Origin of the sequence: Rhizobium quercicola, assembly GCF_021168455.1 — a bacterium.
GTDB classification, from domain to species: Bacteria; Pseudomonadota; Alphaproteobacteria; order Rhizobiales; family Rhizobiaceae; genus Ferranicluibacter; species Ferranicluibacter quercicola.
In genome coordinates, this window is the sequence record NZ_JAJOZR010000010.1 from 1 (window position 1) to 14,838 (window position 14,838).

At 66.2% G+C, this 14,838-nt stretch carries 11 protein-coding genes; 1 reads left to right on the forward strand and 10 read right to left on the reverse strand.

What is annotated here, in order from left to right; translation table 11 throughout:
• Positions 1–199 precede the first annotated feature (199 nt).
• The 10 genes from LRX75_RS15730 to LRX75_RS15775 all read right to left on the reverse strand — a co-directional run bounded on the left by LRX75_RS15730 (position 200) and on the right by LRX75_RS15775 (position 12,925).
• Positions 200–1,663 carry an outer membrane beta-barrel protein gene (locus tag LRX75_RS15730; protein WP_231815698.1) on the reverse strand — a complete coding sequence of 488 codons (1,464 nt, stop codon included), beginning with the start codon at positions 1,661–1,663 and terminating at the stop codon, positions 200–202.
• Positions 1,664–1,821: 158 nt separating this feature from the next.
• Positions 1,822–2,289: an NfeD family protein gene (locus LRX75_RS15735; protein ID WP_231815699.1), complete on the reverse strand. Its 468-nt coding sequence runs from the start codon at positions 2,287–2,289 to the stop codon at positions 1,822–1,824.
• Positions 2,289–3,308 (reverse strand): SPFH domain-containing protein, encoded by a 1,020-nt coding sequence (locus LRX75_RS15740; protein WP_231815700.1) that lies wholly within the window; start codon positions 3,306–3,308, stop codon positions 2,289–2,291. The genes LRX75_RS15735 and LRX75_RS15740 overlap by 1 nt, the downstream gene beginning before the upstream one ends.
• An 87-nt stretch (positions 3,309–3,395) precedes the next feature.
• The gene (hemH, locus tag LRX75_RS15745; RefSeq protein ID WP_231815840.1) at positions 3,396–4,481 is read right to left on the reverse strand and encodes a ferrochelatase; all 1,086 of its coding nucleotides are present in this window, start codon (positions 4,479–4,481) and stop codon (positions 3,396–3,398) included.
• A gap of 259 nt (positions 4,482–4,740) precedes the next feature.
• A complete protein-coding gene (locus tag LRX75_RS15750; protein ID WP_231815701.1) occupies positions 4,741–6,777 on the reverse strand; it encodes a 5'-nucleotidase C-terminal domain-containing protein in 2,037 nt (678 codons plus the stop codon).
• A gap of 140 nt (positions 6,778–6,917) precedes the next feature.
• Positions 6,918–7,289: an outer membrane lipoprotein Omp10 gene (gene omp10 / locus LRX75_RS15755; RefSeq protein WP_113150038.1), complete on the reverse strand. Its 372-nt coding sequence runs from the start codon at positions 7,287–7,289 to the stop codon at positions 6,918–6,920.
• A gap of 214 nt (positions 7,290–7,503) precedes the next feature.
• Positions 7,504–8,955 (reverse strand): homospermidine synthase, encoded by a 1,452-nt coding sequence (locus tag LRX75_RS15760; protein ID WP_231815702.1) that lies wholly within the window; start codon positions 8,953–8,955, stop codon positions 7,504–7,506.
• Positions 8,956–9,114: 159 nt separating this feature from the next.
• Positions 9,115–9,768 carry an aminotransferase class IV family protein gene (locus tag LRX75_RS15765; protein ID WP_231815703.1) on the reverse strand — a complete coding sequence of 218 codons (654 nt, stop codon included), beginning with the start codon at positions 9,766–9,768 and terminating at the stop codon, positions 9,115–9,117.
• The gene (locus LRX75_RS15770) at positions 9,765–10,931 is read right to left on the reverse strand and encodes an aminodeoxychorismate synthase component I (protein ID WP_231815704.1); all 1,167 of its coding nucleotides are present in this window, start codon (positions 10,929–10,931) and stop codon (positions 9,765–9,767) included. Before LRX75_RS15770 ends, LRX75_RS15765 begins: the two co-directional genes overlap by 4 nt.
• A 182-nt stretch (positions 10,932–11,113) precedes the next feature.
• Complete coding sequence (locus LRX75_RS15775; protein ID WP_231815841.1) at positions 11,114–12,925, reverse strand: M3 family oligoendopeptidase; 1,812 nt, start codon at positions 12,923–12,925, stop codon at positions 11,114–11,116.
• A 306-nt stretch (positions 12,926–13,231) separates the two neighbouring features.
• Here LRX75_RS15775 and LRX75_RS15780 point away from each other — a divergent pair, with 306 nt between their 5' ends.
• Positions 13,232–14,797 (forward strand): sigma-54-dependent transcriptional regulator, encoded by a 1,566-nt coding sequence (locus LRX75_RS15780; RefSeq protein ID WP_231815705.1) that lies wholly within the window; start codon positions 13,232–13,234, stop codon positions 14,795–14,797.
• Positions 14,798–14,838 lie beyond the last annotated feature (41 nt).

Sequence of the window (14,838 nt, forward strand, 5' to 3'; positions counted from 1 at the left end):
AAAAGGCCGATAAGGCTTCTGACCATGCAGACCTTTTCAAGGGTTCCTACTAACTTGTAACAAAACCACTTCAAGTGGTCCAAGCGCAGCGTCCCAAACCTCCGCCTCTGGCGGAGGTCTATGACTTTTTTGCAACAGCCCTCGTCTGTTGCGGCTGCAGCGTCCGCAGCCGAAGCGCCTGCGCTTCGGCCGGAGATGCTCAGCGCCGCAGCGTCAGCCCGACGCCGATCCGGGCAACCGAGGTGGCTTGTCCGCGGTCCGGCGTCGTCCGCTCGTAGCTGACGTCGCCGGTGAGCGCGAGATAGCGGTTGATGTCGTAGGTCAGGCCGGCGCCGGTCAGCCAGACCTTGGTGTCCGACGAGACGCTGCCGGAGGGGTAGTTGCGGAAGGTCAGGCTGTTGGAGAGCCGCGCCACGAGGGCCGAGCGCAGCTCGTGCGTGACCCGGCTCGACAGCGTATAGGCGAGCGCGCCGCTTTCGCCCGAGGTGGTGGAGGGCTCCAGCGTCGTGGAGAGACCGGTCGAGACATCCGTGCCGCGCTGCGGCGACCAGTTGACGAGGCCGTCGATGGTGGCGCCGTTCAGGGTCTTCAGCCGCGCGTCGTCGAAGCGATAGGTGTTGTAGCCGAGTGCCAGCTCGCCCTTCAGCTTTTCACCGAGATCGGCCTCCACCCCGGCGCGGCCGGAATAGGTCTTGTAGGATCGGCTGTACCCGAGACTGTCCGTGCGCAGCTCGTAGATGCCGCGGCCGATGGAGGCTTCGATGAACGGGATGAGGGCCGGCGACAGCTCGTAGCCGATGCGCGTCGTCAGCGTGCCGACATCGCGGTTGCGGTCCTTCTGCGACAGCGCGGTGCCGGAGGAGAGATCGACATCGGAATAGGTGAGGCGGTTGACATCGACCTTGGCCGAGCCGCGCAGAATGCCGAAATCGTGCTCGATGCCGGCGCCGAGCGAATACTGATTCACGCCGGCCTGCGTTTCCGCGCCGTCGATCGCGTTCGGGTCCGTCGCATCCTCGCGGTCGAAGCTGTAGCCAGCGCGCAGCGTGGCGATGGTGTCGCGGCTGATATCGAGGCGAAGGGCGGCGTCGAGATCGGCGCGCGGCTTGGTCTCGCCCGTGCCAGAGAGGTTGCGCTGCCAGTAGCCCTCGCCGGTGATGCTCAGCTGGTGGCGGGACCAGTCGGAGGTCAGCGTGCCCTTGAGACCGGTTTCGGTATAGGTGCGCCGCTCGCGGCTGTCGCCGCTGCGCGTCGTCTCCGAGTTCACCGTCTGGCCGATCGAGGGCTTGAGGGTGAAGGTGCCGAGCGGAATGCCGGGCACGTCGTCGTCGGCGGCGAGCGCCGATCTCAGGCCATCGACGCTGGTTTCCCGGAGGTTGGACCGAATGAGGTCCTGATCGCGCAGCAGCCCGCCGCCGACCACGGCATCATCGCCGATGGCACCGGTGATTTCGGCATCTCCGGTTGCCGGCGCGACGCCGCTCGTCGCGGGTACGGCCGCTGCGGCCGCGCCGGCGGCCTGCGGGCTCATGGGTCCCGCGGTCGGATCCTGCGGTCCTGCAAGGTCGGCATCGCCTGCGTCTTCTTCGACCGCCTGCGCTCGGGCCACGCCCGGCAGGGCAAGCGCGGTCAGGCAGACCGAGGACAGCAGCAGAACGGCCATGGCGGCACGAGCGGGCCGAAGGGCACACGCATTGGTGTCCAGGAAATGAAAAGGCGCCATATGCCGGGTCCGCAAGCTCGAAGCAATTGTTTCGCAATCGTAAACGCTTGTGGTTAACCAATCCTTATCCGGCAGCCTGCCGTGGCAAGGCTTCTGTCTCAGTCGGCCGGCGCGTCCTCGACGCGAAGCCACTGGCCATCGGCCGCGACGACGCGGACACGGGCGCCGGTCGGCAGGTCCGGGCCGCTGACGGGCCAAGTCGTATCGCCGAGGCGAACGCGGCCGCGCCCTTCGGCGATCGGCTCCTCGAGGATGGCGGTGCGCCCGATGAGGCTGCGCCCGCGCTGGTTCAGCAGCGGGGCATCGGAGGCGTGATCGAAGCGGGCCAGCAGGCGGCGGCCGACGATCACGCAGACGACGGAGAGGACGGCGAACAGCGGCAACTGTACATGCCAGCCGAAGAGATCCGCATTCCAGAAGATCAGCGCCAGCGCGCCGGTGAGGATCGCCGCCATGCCGATCCAGACGAGGAAGACGCCGGGAACAAAAATTTCGGCCGCAAGCAGCACGAGGCCGAGCACCCACCAGGCCCAGGGGCCGAGCTCCTCGATGACGCGCGCGACCATCAGACGCCGGTCCGCGGCGGGGCGAAGGGCGAGGGCGTGCCCGGCGTGGTCGGGGGGACGGAGCGCGTCGGGCCGCGCGGACGGTCCGACGGGATGGGAGCGTCGCCGAAGACCTCGCGGGCGATGGCGCCGATGCCGCCGAGCGAGCCGATCAGCGCGGAGGCTTCCATCGGCATCAGCACGATCTTGGCGTTGGGCGCGGTGCCGATCGCGGCGACGGCCTCGGTGTATTTCTGGGCGACGAAGTAGTTGATGGCCTGCACATCGCCGGCCGCGATCGCCTCGGAGACCATGCGGGTGGCCTTCGCCTCGGCCTCGGCCAGTCGCTCGCGCGCTTCGGCATCCCGAAAGGCCGCCTCGCGCTGGCCTTCGGCCTGGAGGATCGCCGATTGCTTGGCGCCTTCGGCCCGCAGGATCTGCGCATTGCGCGAGCCCTCGGCTTCCAGCACCTGCGCGCGTTTCTCGCGCTCGGCCTTCATCTGGCGCGCCATGGCGTCCACCAGGTCCTTCGGCGGCTGGATGTCCTTGATCTCCACGCGAGTGACCTTGATGCCCCAGGAGCCGACCGCTTCGTCCACGACGCGCAGCAGGCGGTCGTTGATCGTGTCACGGTTGGAGAGCAGTTCGTCCAGATCCATCGAGCCCATGACCGAGCGGATATTGGTCATGGTGAGGTTCAGGATCGCGCTCTGGAGATTGGCGACCTGATAGGCGGCCTCCGCGGCGTTCAGCACCTGGTAGAAGGCGACCGCATCGGCCGACACGCTGGCATTGTCCTTGGTGATGACCTCCTGGGTCGGCACGTCGAGCACCTGCTCCATGACGTTCATACGCGCGCCGACACGGTCGATGAAGGGAATGATCAGGTTCAAGCCCGGCTCCAGCGTGCGCGTGTAGCGGCCGAAGCGCTCGATCGTATGGCGATAGCCTTGCGGGACCGTCTTGATGCCGGCGATGAGCACGAGGATGACGAGGACCGCGAAGGCCACCACAACGATATCGAATCCGCCCAAGATCATCTCCTCCATGCATCGACTGGCCCCGGCTTAGCATGCCGGGGCGCAATGCGGAACCGTGCCGTTCCCGTGCGGTGGGAAGGGTTGGGATCAGATGCTCGGCGCGCCCAGCACCCGGTCGAGCGAAACGGCCTGGGGCGCGGCCACATCCACCCAGCCGCCCAGCTCGCGGCGCACCACGTGTTCAAGGACGCGCATACCGTCGTCGCTGTCGTTGAGGCAGGGGATGTGGGTGAATTTCTCGCCGCCCGCATGGTGGAAGGTCTCGGCCGCCTCCACGGCGATTTCCTCGAGCGTTTCCAGACAGTCGGACACGAAGCCGGGATTCATCACCGCGATCCGCTTGATGCCTTTCTGCCCGAGCGCCTCCACGGTCTTGTCCGTATAGGGCTGCAGCCACTCTTCCGGGCCGAAGCGCGACTGGAAGGTCACCTGCAGTCTGTCCTTCGACCAGCCGAGCCTCTCGCGCAGCAGCCGCGCGGTCTTGTAGCACTGGCAGTGATAGGGGTCGCCCTTCTTGAAATAGGACTGGGGAATGCCGTGGAAGGAGGTGAGCACCACCTCCGGCTCCCAGTCGAGCGTCGCCAGATGCTTCTGGATCGAGTTGGCGAGGCTTTCGATATAGACCGGATCGTCGTGATAGGGCGGAACGGTGCGCAGCGCCGGCTGCCAGCGGGATTTGAGCAGCAGGCGGAAGGCCTCGTCGTTGACGGTCGCCGTGGTGGCTGCAGCATATTGCGGATAGAGCGGGAAGAGCAGGATCTTCTCGCAGCCGGCCTGCTTCAGCGCCTCCATGCGATCGGGTATCGACGGCTGGCCGTAGCGCATGGCCCAGTCCACCACGAGATTGTCGTGACCGGCAAGGCTCGAAGCCATCTTCTCGGCCTGGCTGCGCGTGTATGTGCGCAGATAGCTCTCGTCGAGATCCTTGTTCCAGATCGTCTCATAGGCCTTGCCCACCTTGGCCGGGCGCGTGTTGAGCACGATGCCGTAAAGGATGGGATACCAGAAGACGCGCGACCATTCGATGACGCGCTTGTCGCTCAGGAACTGCTTGAGATAGCGCCGCATCGACACCTTGTCGGTGCCATCCGGCGTGCCGAGATTGACCAGGAGGACGCCGACTTTTCCAAAGGCCACCTTCGGGTGGTCGGCGGGGAGGGGCGTGACGGTCATGTTCATGGCGGTTCCCTGGGCAAGAGATGGAGACGGCATCCGGTCCGGATGCGGCCTGCATCGGTTCATATCGCCTTATGTAAAACAAAAACCGGCCCGGGGAACCCCGGGCCGGCGCGATAGAATGAGGCCGATTGTCTCATTCGGCCGAACGGAGGAACGTGCCGTGCGGCAGCGCCTGCCGAAACCGCGTCGTCGACCGACCCAGCAGCCCCTGCGCGATGCCGCGGCGACACCGCACGTGGCGGAAGCGCAACGGTCAGCGCGGCGGCAGGGTCAGTTCCGTGCCGACATGCAGCCTCTCGGGAACCGGGTTGCCGTTCGCCCTGGCAATCGTTTTCCACGTCTCGCCATCGCCGTAGACGGACTTGGCGATATCCCAGAGCGTATCGCCCTTGACGACGATGTGGCGGGTTTCCGCCGGAGCTGTTGCCGCCGGTTCCGGCGTGGTTGCCGCAGGCTCTGCGGGTGCCGGCGTGGCCGGCGCCGCCGGGGCAGGGTCTGCGGGAGCGGCAGGTGCTGCAGGTTCAGGCGTTGCGGGTGTGGGGGCCGGTGCTGCCGGAGCCGTTACCGGCGGTGTTGCGGGTGCCGCCGGAGCCGCTGCGGGCGCCTGAGCGGTCGTCGTCGGCGTTGCGGCCGGCGGGGCAGCGGGGGCCTGCTTTGCCGGGGGCACGTAGCTCGCCGGCGTCAGATCGGTGATGCGGCCGTCGGTATAGGGCGTGTAGGGGTTGTGGGCGCCGAGATAGGCGGCTACGGCCTCTTCGAGATTGGGGCCGAAGTCGTAGGCGTTCTTCGCGTTGGTCGCGAAGATCTTGAAGCCGTCGCCGCCGCCGCGCACATAGTTGTTGGAGACGACGCCGTAGGTTTTGGCGGGATCGATCGGCGTGAAGGCGTCGCCCTCCTTCACCTCGACGGCGCTGATGCGGCTGCCGACCGGCTTTGACCGGTCGAAGGCATATTTCAGGCCGGCGACCTGCAGGAAGCGGCCGCCGCCGTCATCCACCTGGCTCACCGCGTTTTCGAGCGCCGTCAACAGATCGGCGCCGGTCAGCTGGAAGGTTGCGATGGTGTTCTGGAAGGGCAGCACGGTCAGCACCTCGCCCATGGTCACCGGGCCGGCATCGATCGGCGCGCGCAGCCCGCCGCCGTTCTGCAGGGAGATGGTGATGCCCTGATCCTTCACCCGGTCGAGCTGGGCGTCGGCGAGCAGGTTGCCCATGCTGCATTCCCTGGCGCGGCAGACCTTCCGGTCGCCCTCGATAGGGCCGGAGGTCTCGCCGACCACCTTCTGCTTCAATGCCTCGATCGGCGCCTTCAGCGTGTTGATGCGTGCCGTCATCGCGGCGTCGGGCTGGAATTTGCTGTCGATCAGGATCGGCTCGCCGGTCGCTTCCTTCACCACGCCGGCATCGTTGAAGACGATCTTCAGGTCGCCCAGATATCGGCTGTACTGGAAGGCCTGCACGACCGGCACCTTGTGGCCGTCTGGATTGTCCACCCAGGTCGGGTAGGGTCCTTCGGCGCCCTCGACGGTGTTCGACAGCAGCGTGTGGGAATGCCCGCCGACGACGACATCGACATCGGGGATCTTGGCGATGGCCGAGAGGTCGCGCGGGTAGCCGACATGGGTGAGCGCGATGATCTTGTTGACGCCCTGCGCCTTCAGGGCCGCGACCGCCTCGGTGATCTTGGCGACATCGTCGGCGATGGTGATGTTCGGGCCGGGATTGGCGATATCCGGCGTATCGTTGGTGACGGCACCGACGATGCCGATCTTCTGGCCGCCCTTCTCGATCACGATGGACGGCTTGATGCGGTCGCCGATCTTGGCGGCAGCAGCGGGCACGACATTGGCGGTGACGACGGGGAACTGCACCTTGTCGAGGAAGGTCGCGAGCACGTCGTCGCTGTCGTCGAACTCATGATTGCCGACGGTCATGGCGTCGAACTTCATGGCGTTCAGCACCTCGGCTTCCGTCGCGCCCTTGTAGGTCGTGTAGAAGAGCGAGCCCTGGAAATTGTCGCCGGCATTCAGCAACAGCGTGTTCTTGCCCGCGCCATCCAGCGCGCCGCGCGTGGTGTTGATGGCGGTCAGCAGGCGGGCGGCGCCGCCGAAGCAGGCGTTCTTGGCTTCCTCCTCCGCGGAGCAGGTCGCATCGGACTTGTTGATCGCCTCGATGCGGGAGTGGAAGTCGTTGATATGAAGGATGTTCAGTTCGTAATCGGCAAAAGCGGCACCTGTGGACAGGGCCAGCAGGGACGCAGCCATCAGGCCGGTCTGCAGGGTGCGGATCATCACGATCTCCTCTTTGTCGAACGCAGGCCCGCTGCCGGAGATCCGGCACCGGACAACGGGATCGTTTCATCCCGCCGTCCCGACATCAAGGAGAAAGAGCAGCGCGCGCCGCGATTTTTGCTGCAGGCGCGTCGTCTGGTTTACGCGCGGCGCGACAGCGAGAACTGGGCGCCGGTGTCGGTCGTGCAGTTGAGCTGCGAGGTCGTGACCATGGCGCAGTTGACCTTCTGCTGGGTCTTGCGGACCATCGAGGTCATGTTGATCTCGACCAGCTTCGGCGTGATGCTGACATAGCTGCCGGAGGCGAGAAGCTGGTTCGTGTCGGTCGTGCGGGTGGAGAAGGTGCCGCTCGCGAAGGTCGAGACGATGCCGTTCGGATCGGCCCAGGTTCCCTCGACGCCCACCGGCATGGCCTGGCTTTGCGGCATCTGGCTGACCTCGCGCGGGGCCGACTGGCACGAAGCGAGTGACGCGGCGACGGCAAGGGCGGTCATGACGGCTTTGGGGTTCATAGCAGGGTCTCCGTGGTGCTCGGAACAGTCTGAAAGTCGAAAAACCATGACGTGATCGACACTTGTTTGCAAGCGGTGCGGGCATCGCGGTCGTGGCGGTGATCGCTGCAAACCATCAAGCGCGGCTTTCGGGAGACAGTTAGGGGCGATCTGCGCAGAGAAAAGCCCGGAGCGTTGGTGCTCCGGGCCTTGCATGTTCTCAAAAGGTCGTGGCTTAGCGAACCAGAATGTTCTTGAACTGCCAGGCGTCGCTCTCGTCGATCTCTTCCGGGAAGAGGCCCGGGCGGCCGTCGAGCGGGGTCCAGTCGGTGTAGTGGCCTTCGACAGGGCCGAGATACGGCGTCTGCACTTCCAGGCAGCGCTTGTAGTCGATCTCGTCGGCTTCCACGATGCCGGCCTTCGGGTTTTCCAGCGCCCAGACCATGCCGGCGAGGACGGCCGAGGTGACCTGCAGGCCGGTCGCGTTCTGGTAGGGCGCGATGCGGCGGGTTTCCTCCAGCGACAGGCGCGAACCGTACCAGTAGGCGTTCTTGTCGTGGCCGTAGAGCAGGACGCCGAGTTCGTCGACGCCGTCCACCAGCTCGTTCTCGTCGAGAACATGGAGAACCGGCTGCGGCGTGCCGCCATTGCCGAACATTTCGTGCAGCGACAGCACGGCGTCGTTGGCGGGATGGTAGGCGTAGTGGCAGGTCGGGCGGAAGGTGACGTCGTCGTCCTTGTCGCGCACCGTGAAGTAGTCGGCGATCGAGATCGACTCGTTATGCGTCACGAGGAAGCCGTACTGGGGGCCGGGGGTCGGGCACCAGGTGCGCACGCGGGTGTTGGCGCCGGGCTGCTCCAGATAGATGGCGGCCTGGCAGCCCTTCTTGTGCTTCTTGGCGTTCTTCGGCATCCAGTTCTCATGGGTGCCCCAGCCGAGTTCGGCCGGCTGCAGGCCTTCCGAGATGAAGCCTTCGACCGACCATGTGTTCCAGAAGACGTTGAGCGGCTTCGGGTTCTTCGCACGCTGCGTGTCGCGCTCGGCGATGTGGATGCCCTTGACGCCGACCTTCTTCATCAGCTTCGCCCAGCCTTCGCGGTCGTGCTGGTCCGGCTCGTCGAACTTGATGTCGAGATCGTTGGCAAGGTTGACCAGCGCCTGCTTGACGAACCACGAGACCATGCCCGGGTTCGCGCCGCAGGTGGAAACGGCCGTCGTGCCGCCCGGGTTCTTCTTCTTCTCGTGGCGCATGGTCTCGCGCAGCGCGTAGTTGGTGCGCTCGGAGTTCTTCATGCTCTTGTCGAAATAGAAGCCGAGCCAGGGCTCGACGACCGTGTCGATGTAGAGAACGTCGAGCTTGCGGCAGAGCTTTACGAGATCGACCGAGCCGGTATCCACCGACAGGTTGACGCAGAAGCCTTGGCCGCCGCCGGCCGTCAGAAGCGGCTTCAGCAGTTCCTTGTAGTTTTCCTTGGTGACGGCGGCCTTGATGTGCTTGACGCCGTGCTTCTTGAGGATCTTCAGGTCGGCCGCGTCGTCACGCGGGTCGATGACGACCATCCGGCTCTTGTCGTAGGTGAAATGCCGCTCGATCAGCGGCAGGGTGCCGCGGCCGATGGAACCGAAACCGATCATGACGATCGGGCCGGTGATTTCGCCGTAAACCGGATGAGAGGCTTCCGCCATAGGGTCTTCTCCTGAATGTCTTCTTTTCGTGGCAAGCCGATCCGGGTTCGGTCGGCTCCGGGCAATATGCCGGCCCCTAGATCATAAATCGATGTCACAATAAAGGGCCGGCATCTTTCGCCGATCCCTTAAATGACAGGTTTCGCTGTGCCGAAGGGCTCAGGGGTCGATCAGCCGGGCCGGAATGAGGCCGCGCAGCGCGTTGCCCATGAACAGCGGCCCCGCCCGCACGGCATCGAGCGTCAGGCGTTCGACGCGGGCGCGGCGGGCGCAGATCAGCTCGGTGCGCAACACGCCGGCCAGCAGGCCGCACGCGATCGGCGGGGTTTTCAGCATGCCCGAGCCGTCGTCCAGAAACAGCGAGGTGATGGTTCCCTCGCAGGGGTCTCCGCGCTCGTTGAGCAGCAGCACCTCGTCGGCCTCGCCGGCCGGCCATTCGCGCCGCGCCGCGTCATAGGCGTCCCGCCGGCTCGTCTTGTAGCGCAGCAGCGGATCGGTGGAGGCGAGGCGGGTTTCGGCGATGCGGACGCGCCAGACCGTGCCCGGCGGCTGGGGCGCGAAGGGCACGACGGCGATGTCGAGGCGGCCGTCGCGCGTCAGTTCCAGGCGGACGCGCGCGAGGGTGGTCGCCTGTGCGACGGCGTGCCCCAGCCGGGTCGTCACGTTGTCCGGCAGGGTAAAGCCGAGACGCCGGGCGGAGCGGGAGAGGCGGGCCATGTGCAGCCGCAGGCGGACGAAGCCCGTATCGAGGCTTGTCTCTCTACGCTCGGGCGGTTCGTATCGCAGCGTCTCGATCAGGGTGAAGTCGTTCATGGCGCATTGCCCAGCGCGGGGGCCTCGTCACCCAGCGCGAAGCGGGCCTTCAGCAGGCATTCGGCATATTCGGCTTCGGCGGTGGAATCATAGACGATGCCGCCGCCGACGTTGAAGATCGCATCGCCGGTGTCGAACAGGGACAGGGTGCGGATCGCCACGCTGAAGCGCATATCGCCGTTCGGCGCGATATGGCCGATGGCGCCGCAATAGGCGTCGCGCGGGCCTGTTTCCAGCGTGCTCAGGATCTCCATCGCCCGGATCTTCGGCGCGCCCGTCACCGAGCCGCAGGGAAACAGCGCCCGGAAGATGTCGGCGATGGAAAGGCCGGGGGAGAGCCTCGCCCGGACATGGCTCACCATCTGGTGGACGGTCGGGTAGGTCTCGATGTCGAACAGGCGCGGCACGTCGAGGCTGCCGACCTCGGTGATGCGCGAGATGTCGTTGCGCAGCAGATCAACGATCATGCGGTTTTCCGCCTGGGTCTTGCCGTCGGCCAGCATGGCGGCGACGATCGCCTCGTCTTCCAGAACGGATGCGCCGCGCGGCGCGGTGCCCTTCATCGGATGCGTCTCGATCATCCCGTCCGCGATTCTGAAGAACAGCTCCGGCGAACGCGACAGGAGCGTCGGGCCTTCGAGGCGCACCAGTGCACCATAGCGCACCGGCTGGCGCTCGATCAGCGACCAGAAGGCGTCGAGCGGATCGCCGTTCCAGCGCGCTGCGATCAGCATGGTGAGGTTCGCCTGATAGCAGTCGCCCTGCCGCAAATGCCGGTGCAGCCTGTCGAAGCGGTCGCGATAGGCGGCAAAATCCCAGGCGGTACGGGCCGAGGTAAGGAACGGCGTGTTGTCCCGGCGGCGGCGGGGTTGGCCAAGCGGATGGTCGGCGTCGGCCGGACGTTCGAAGACGCCGAAGCAGAGGAGCGGCGTTTCCCGGTGTTCGGGCGCGAGCGGCGTCAGCCGCTTCTCGAACAGATAGCCCGCTTCATAGGCCATGAACCCCGCCAGCCACTTGCCCTCCGCCTTCGCCGCTTCCATCCGCGCCAGCGCGGGGGGAAAGTCGGCGCGGGTGCGGGCGGTGATGATCTCGTCCGGCTCCTTGAACAGGGTCACGGTGCGGGTCGTGTCGTCGCTGAAGAGGACGAAGGGCTCAGGTGTCATGGCTCGCTTCATGGTTCGGGTCGCCCCTCATCCGCCTGCCGGCACCTTCTCCCCGCACGCGGGGCGAAGGGGAGGTGCGGCAGCGGCTTGTTTTTTCCGCAACGGTGCGTCTTGCACGTCCCCTCTCCCCGCAAGCGGGGAGAGGGTTAGGGTGAGGGGCGCCGCAGGCTCCTTGCCTGACGTCACGCCGCGTCCAGAGCCTCCAGCTCGTCGATCAGGCCCTCGATCATCGAAAGGCCCTTTTCCCAGAAGGCGGGATCGGTGGCGTCGAGGCCGAAGGGGGCGAGGAGTTCGCTGTGGTGCTTGCTGCCGCCGGCCCTCAGCATCTCGAAATACTTCTGCTGGAACCCGCCTTCGGCCTTCTCGTAGACGGCATAGAGCGAGTTCACCAGGCAGTCGCCGAAGGCATAGGCATAGACGTAGAAGGGCGAGTGGATGAAGTGGGGGATATAGGCCCAATAGGTCTCGTAGCCTTCCGAAATCGCGATGGCCGGGCCGAGGCTTTCCGCCTGCACCGACAGCCAGAGCTGACCGATCGCCTCCGGCGTTAGCTCGCCGTCTTTGCGCGCCGTGTGCAGCTTGCGCTCGAATTCGTAGAAGGCGATCTGGCGCACGACCGTGTTGATCATGTCCTCGACCTTCTGGGCGAGCATCGCCTTGCGCTCGCGCCTGTCGGTCGTGCGCTCCAGCAGGGCGCGGAAGGTCAGCATCTCGCCGAAGACGGAGGCGGTTTCCGCCAGCGTCAGCGGCGTCGAGGCCATGAGGGCGCCCTGTCCGCCCGCCAGCACCTGGTGCACGCCGTGGCCGAGTTCATGGGCCAGCGTCATCACGTCGCGCGGCTTGCCCATGTAGTTGACGAGCACATAGGGGTGGGCGGAGGGCACGGTCGGATGCGCGAAGGCGCCCGGCGCCTTGCCGGGGCGCACCGGCGCGTCGATCCAGCCGCCATCGAAGAAGCGGCGGGCGATCGCGGCCATGTCCGGGTCGAAGGCGCCATAGGCCGAGAGCACCGTCTCGCGCGCCTCGCTCCAGGGGATCAGACGGTCGGGCGTTTCGGGCAGGGGGGCGTTGCGGTCCCAGAAGTTCATCCGCTCCATGCCCAGCCACTTCGCCTTCATGGCGTAGTAGCGGTGCGAGAGGCGGGGATAGGCCGCGCGCACGGCCTGCGCCAGTGCGTCCACCACGTCGCGCTCCACCCGGTTGGCAAGGTGCCGGCTGTCGGCGATGTCGGTGAAGCCGCGCCAACGGTCGGAGATTTCCTTGTCCTTGGCCAGCGTGTTGGTGATGAGCGCGAAGGTGCGGATGTTCGCCTTGAACGTCGCGGCCAACGCCTGCGCGGCCTTGCGGCGCGTGTCCGGGTCCGGCTCCTGCAGCAAGCTCAGCGTGCGCTCCAGCGGCAGCACCGCGCCGTCCACGGTGAAGGTCAGCGCGGCCATGGTCTCGTCGAACAGGCGGTTGAAGGCGCCGGCACCGGTCATCGACTTTTCGAGGAACAACTGCTCCAGCCGGTCGTCCAGCTGATAGGGCTTGTCCATCCTCAGGTCGAGAATCCACGGGCGGTAATGGGCGGCCAGCGCGTCGGCGGCGAGCGCCGCCTCGATCACGTCATCGTCGATCCGGTTCAGCTCCAGCGCGAAGAACAGGAGGTGGCTCGCATCGTCCGTGAGCTTGGCCTGCACATCGCCGAAGAACTTGCCGATCTCGGGGTCTGAGGTGTCCGTATAATAGGTGAGCCCGGCATAGGAGCCGATGCGACCCATGCGGTCTTCGAGCGCCTCGAATTCCTGCACGGCCTTCCCCAGGCCCTCGTCACCGGTCTTTCCGGCCGCGTCCGTCAGGCGGCCCTTCCACTTTGCCTCAAAGGCCCGGCATTCGGCGCCGGCTTTTTCCATGTCGTCGCGGAAGGCCTGCGACGTCGGTGCGGGGTAGAGATCCTCCAGCTTCCAGCGCGGGAGATCGCCCAATGCCGCGTCGATCGTCGCGGCATCGACCATTGCCGCATCCGCGGGGCTCAGGAGGCGCTCGGGAAAAGACGACGTCCGGGGAGAAAGGGTCATTGCGGTCACTCGCTTGCTTCGGCGCCGGGGCGGCGGCCGGACATTTCGTGAGGTCGGCCACAGGCCGTCGAGGGCACGGTGCAGGGCGCTCGGCCGGGCATTGCGCGGGGCCGGAACCTAACGTCCCCGTTGGTTAAAATGCAAGTCTTTCGCCAAACACCGTGTTCAACCCTTTGTGCCAGGAATGGACGCTGAAGGTGGCGCGCAGGACGGTGCGCCGATGACGTTGAGGTAGGAGGTCCCATGGCAGCGCAGATTCTCGTGATCGAGGACGATCCGGTCCAGCGGCGGATCCTGACGGGCATGATCGAGCGGCTCGGCCATGTCGCGCATGTCGCGGATAACGGTCGCGCCGGGCTCGATGTGCTTTTACGCCGCGGCGCGAGGATCGACGTCATTCTCCTCGATCTGATGATGCCGGAAATGGACGGCCATGCGGTGCTCGCGGCGCTCGCCGAGCGCAACATCACCACGCCCGCCATCGTCCAGACCGGGCAGGGCGGCATCGAGACGGTGGTGCTCGCCATGCAGGCCGGGGCGTTCGATTTCGTGGTGAAGCCGGTTTCGCCGGAGCGGCTGGCCGTGGCCATCGGCAATGCCCTGAAGCAGTCCGGCCGGCCGGCGCGCGGCTCCACCAGCCGGCGCAGCCGCGGCGATGTCGTGCGCTTCGAGGATGTGGTGTCCGCCAGCGAAGCGATGATCCGCGTGCTCGATCTGGCCAGGCGCGCCGCCCAGTCGAGCATTCCCGTGGTGCTCGAAGGCGAATCGGGCGTGGGCAAGGAAATGGTGGCGCGTGCCATCCAGTCCGGCAGCGACCGGGCGGGCAAGCCCTTCATCACCGTCAATTGCGGCGCGATCCCCGCCAATCTCGTGGAAAGCATCCTCTTCGGCCACGAGAAGGGCGCCTTCACCGGCGCCACCGAAAAGCATGCCGGCAAGTTCGTCGAGGCGGATGGCGGCACGCTGTTCCTCGACGAGATCGGCGATCTGCCGCTCGCCGTGCAGGTGAAGCTGCTGCGCGCCGTGCAGCAGGGCGAAATCGAGACCGTCGGTGCGCGCCTGCCGCAGAAGGTGGATGTGCGGCTGATCTCGGCCACCAACAAGGACCTGATCACCGAAGTCCGCGAGGGCCGGTTCCGGGAGGACCTCTATTACCGGCTCAACGTCTTCCCCATCGCCATTCCCGCGCTGCGCCGCCGCAAGGAGGATATTCCGCTGCTCGTGCGCAATTTCGTGGAGATCTTCTCCAGCGAGCAGCGGCTGGCCAAGACACGCACCGTCAGCCACGGCGCGATGGCGCTTCTGACGGCCTATGACTGGCCGGGCAATATTCGCGAGCTGGAAAGCGCCATCTACCGCGCCGTCGTCATGGCGGAACATTCCGAACTCGACGTCACGGATTTTCCGCAGTTGGCCGTCACGCTGCCGGATGGGCACGCGCATGGCGTGGTGCCGCATCTTTCGCCCGAGCCGCTGCGTGGCGAAGCGACGGCGGGCGTGCATGCGCCGTTTGCCGCGATGCCGCATTCCGGCCCGGCCCAGGGTGCAGCATCGCTCTCGCCTGCCGAGCGGCGCGCCATGCGGTCGGCGGAAACGGTGACCGATTCGGCCATTCCGAGCGTCGACGCCGGTGGCAATGTGCGCAAGCTGGCCGAGGTCGAGGAGGAGCTGATCCGGTTCGCGCTGAAATTCTATCGCGGGCAGATGAGCCAGGTGGCGCGAAAGCTCGGCATCGGGCGCTCGACGCTCTACCGCAAGCTCAAGGATTACGGGATCGATCCGGACGATCCGTTCTCGGAAGCCGCGTGAGTCACGTCCAGTTGAGTCAAGCTTGCCTTACGCTTTCGTCA

What these genes read in the sequence shown, in the direction of transcription:
- LRX75_RS15730 (WP_231815698.1), bottom strand. Translation starts at nt 1,663, where the DNA reads ATGGCCGTTCTGCTGCTGTCCTCGGTCTGCCTGACCGCGCTTGCCCTG.
- LRX75_RS15735 (WP_231815699.1), bottom strand. Translation starts at nt 2,289, where the DNA reads ATGGTCGCGCGCGTCATCGAGGAGCTCGGCCCCTGGGCCTGGTGGGTG.
- LRX75_RS15740 (WP_231815700.1), bottom strand. Translation starts at nt 3,308, where the DNA reads ATGATCTTGGGCGGATTCGATATCGTTGTGGTGGCCTTCGCGGTCCTC.
- hemH (WP_231815840.1), bottom strand. Translation starts at nt 4,481, where the DNA reads ATGACCGTCACGCCCCTCCCCGCCGACCACCCGAAGGTGGCCTTTGGA.
- LRX75_RS15750 (WP_231815701.1), bottom strand. Translation starts at nt 6,777, where the DNA reads ATGATCCGCACCCTGCAGACCGGCCTGATGGCTGCGTCCCTGCTGGCC.
- omp10 (WP_113150038.1), bottom strand. Translation starts at nt 7,289, where the DNA reads ATGAACCCCAAAGCCGTCATGACCGCCCTTGCCGTCGCCGCGTCACTC.
- LRX75_RS15760 (WP_231815702.1), bottom strand. Translation starts at nt 8,955, where the DNA reads ATGGCGGAAGCCTCTCATCCGGTTTACGGCGAAATCACCGGCCCGATC.
- LRX75_RS15765 (WP_231815703.1), bottom strand. Translation starts at nt 9,768, where the DNA reads ATGAACGACTTCACCCTGATCGAGACGCTGCGATACGAACCGCCCGAG.
- LRX75_RS15770 (WP_231815704.1), bottom strand. Translation starts at nt 10,931, where the DNA reads ATGACACCTGAGCCCTTCGTCCTCTTCAGCGACGACACGACCCGCACC.
- LRX75_RS15775 (WP_231815841.1), bottom strand. Translation starts at nt 12,925, where the DNA reads ATGGTCGATGCCGCGACGATCGACGCGGCATTGGGCGATCTCCCGCGC.
- LRX75_RS15780 (WP_231815705.1), top strand. Translation starts at nt 13,232, where the DNA reads ATGGCAGCGCAGATTCTCGTGATCGAGGACGATCCGGTCCAGCGGCGG.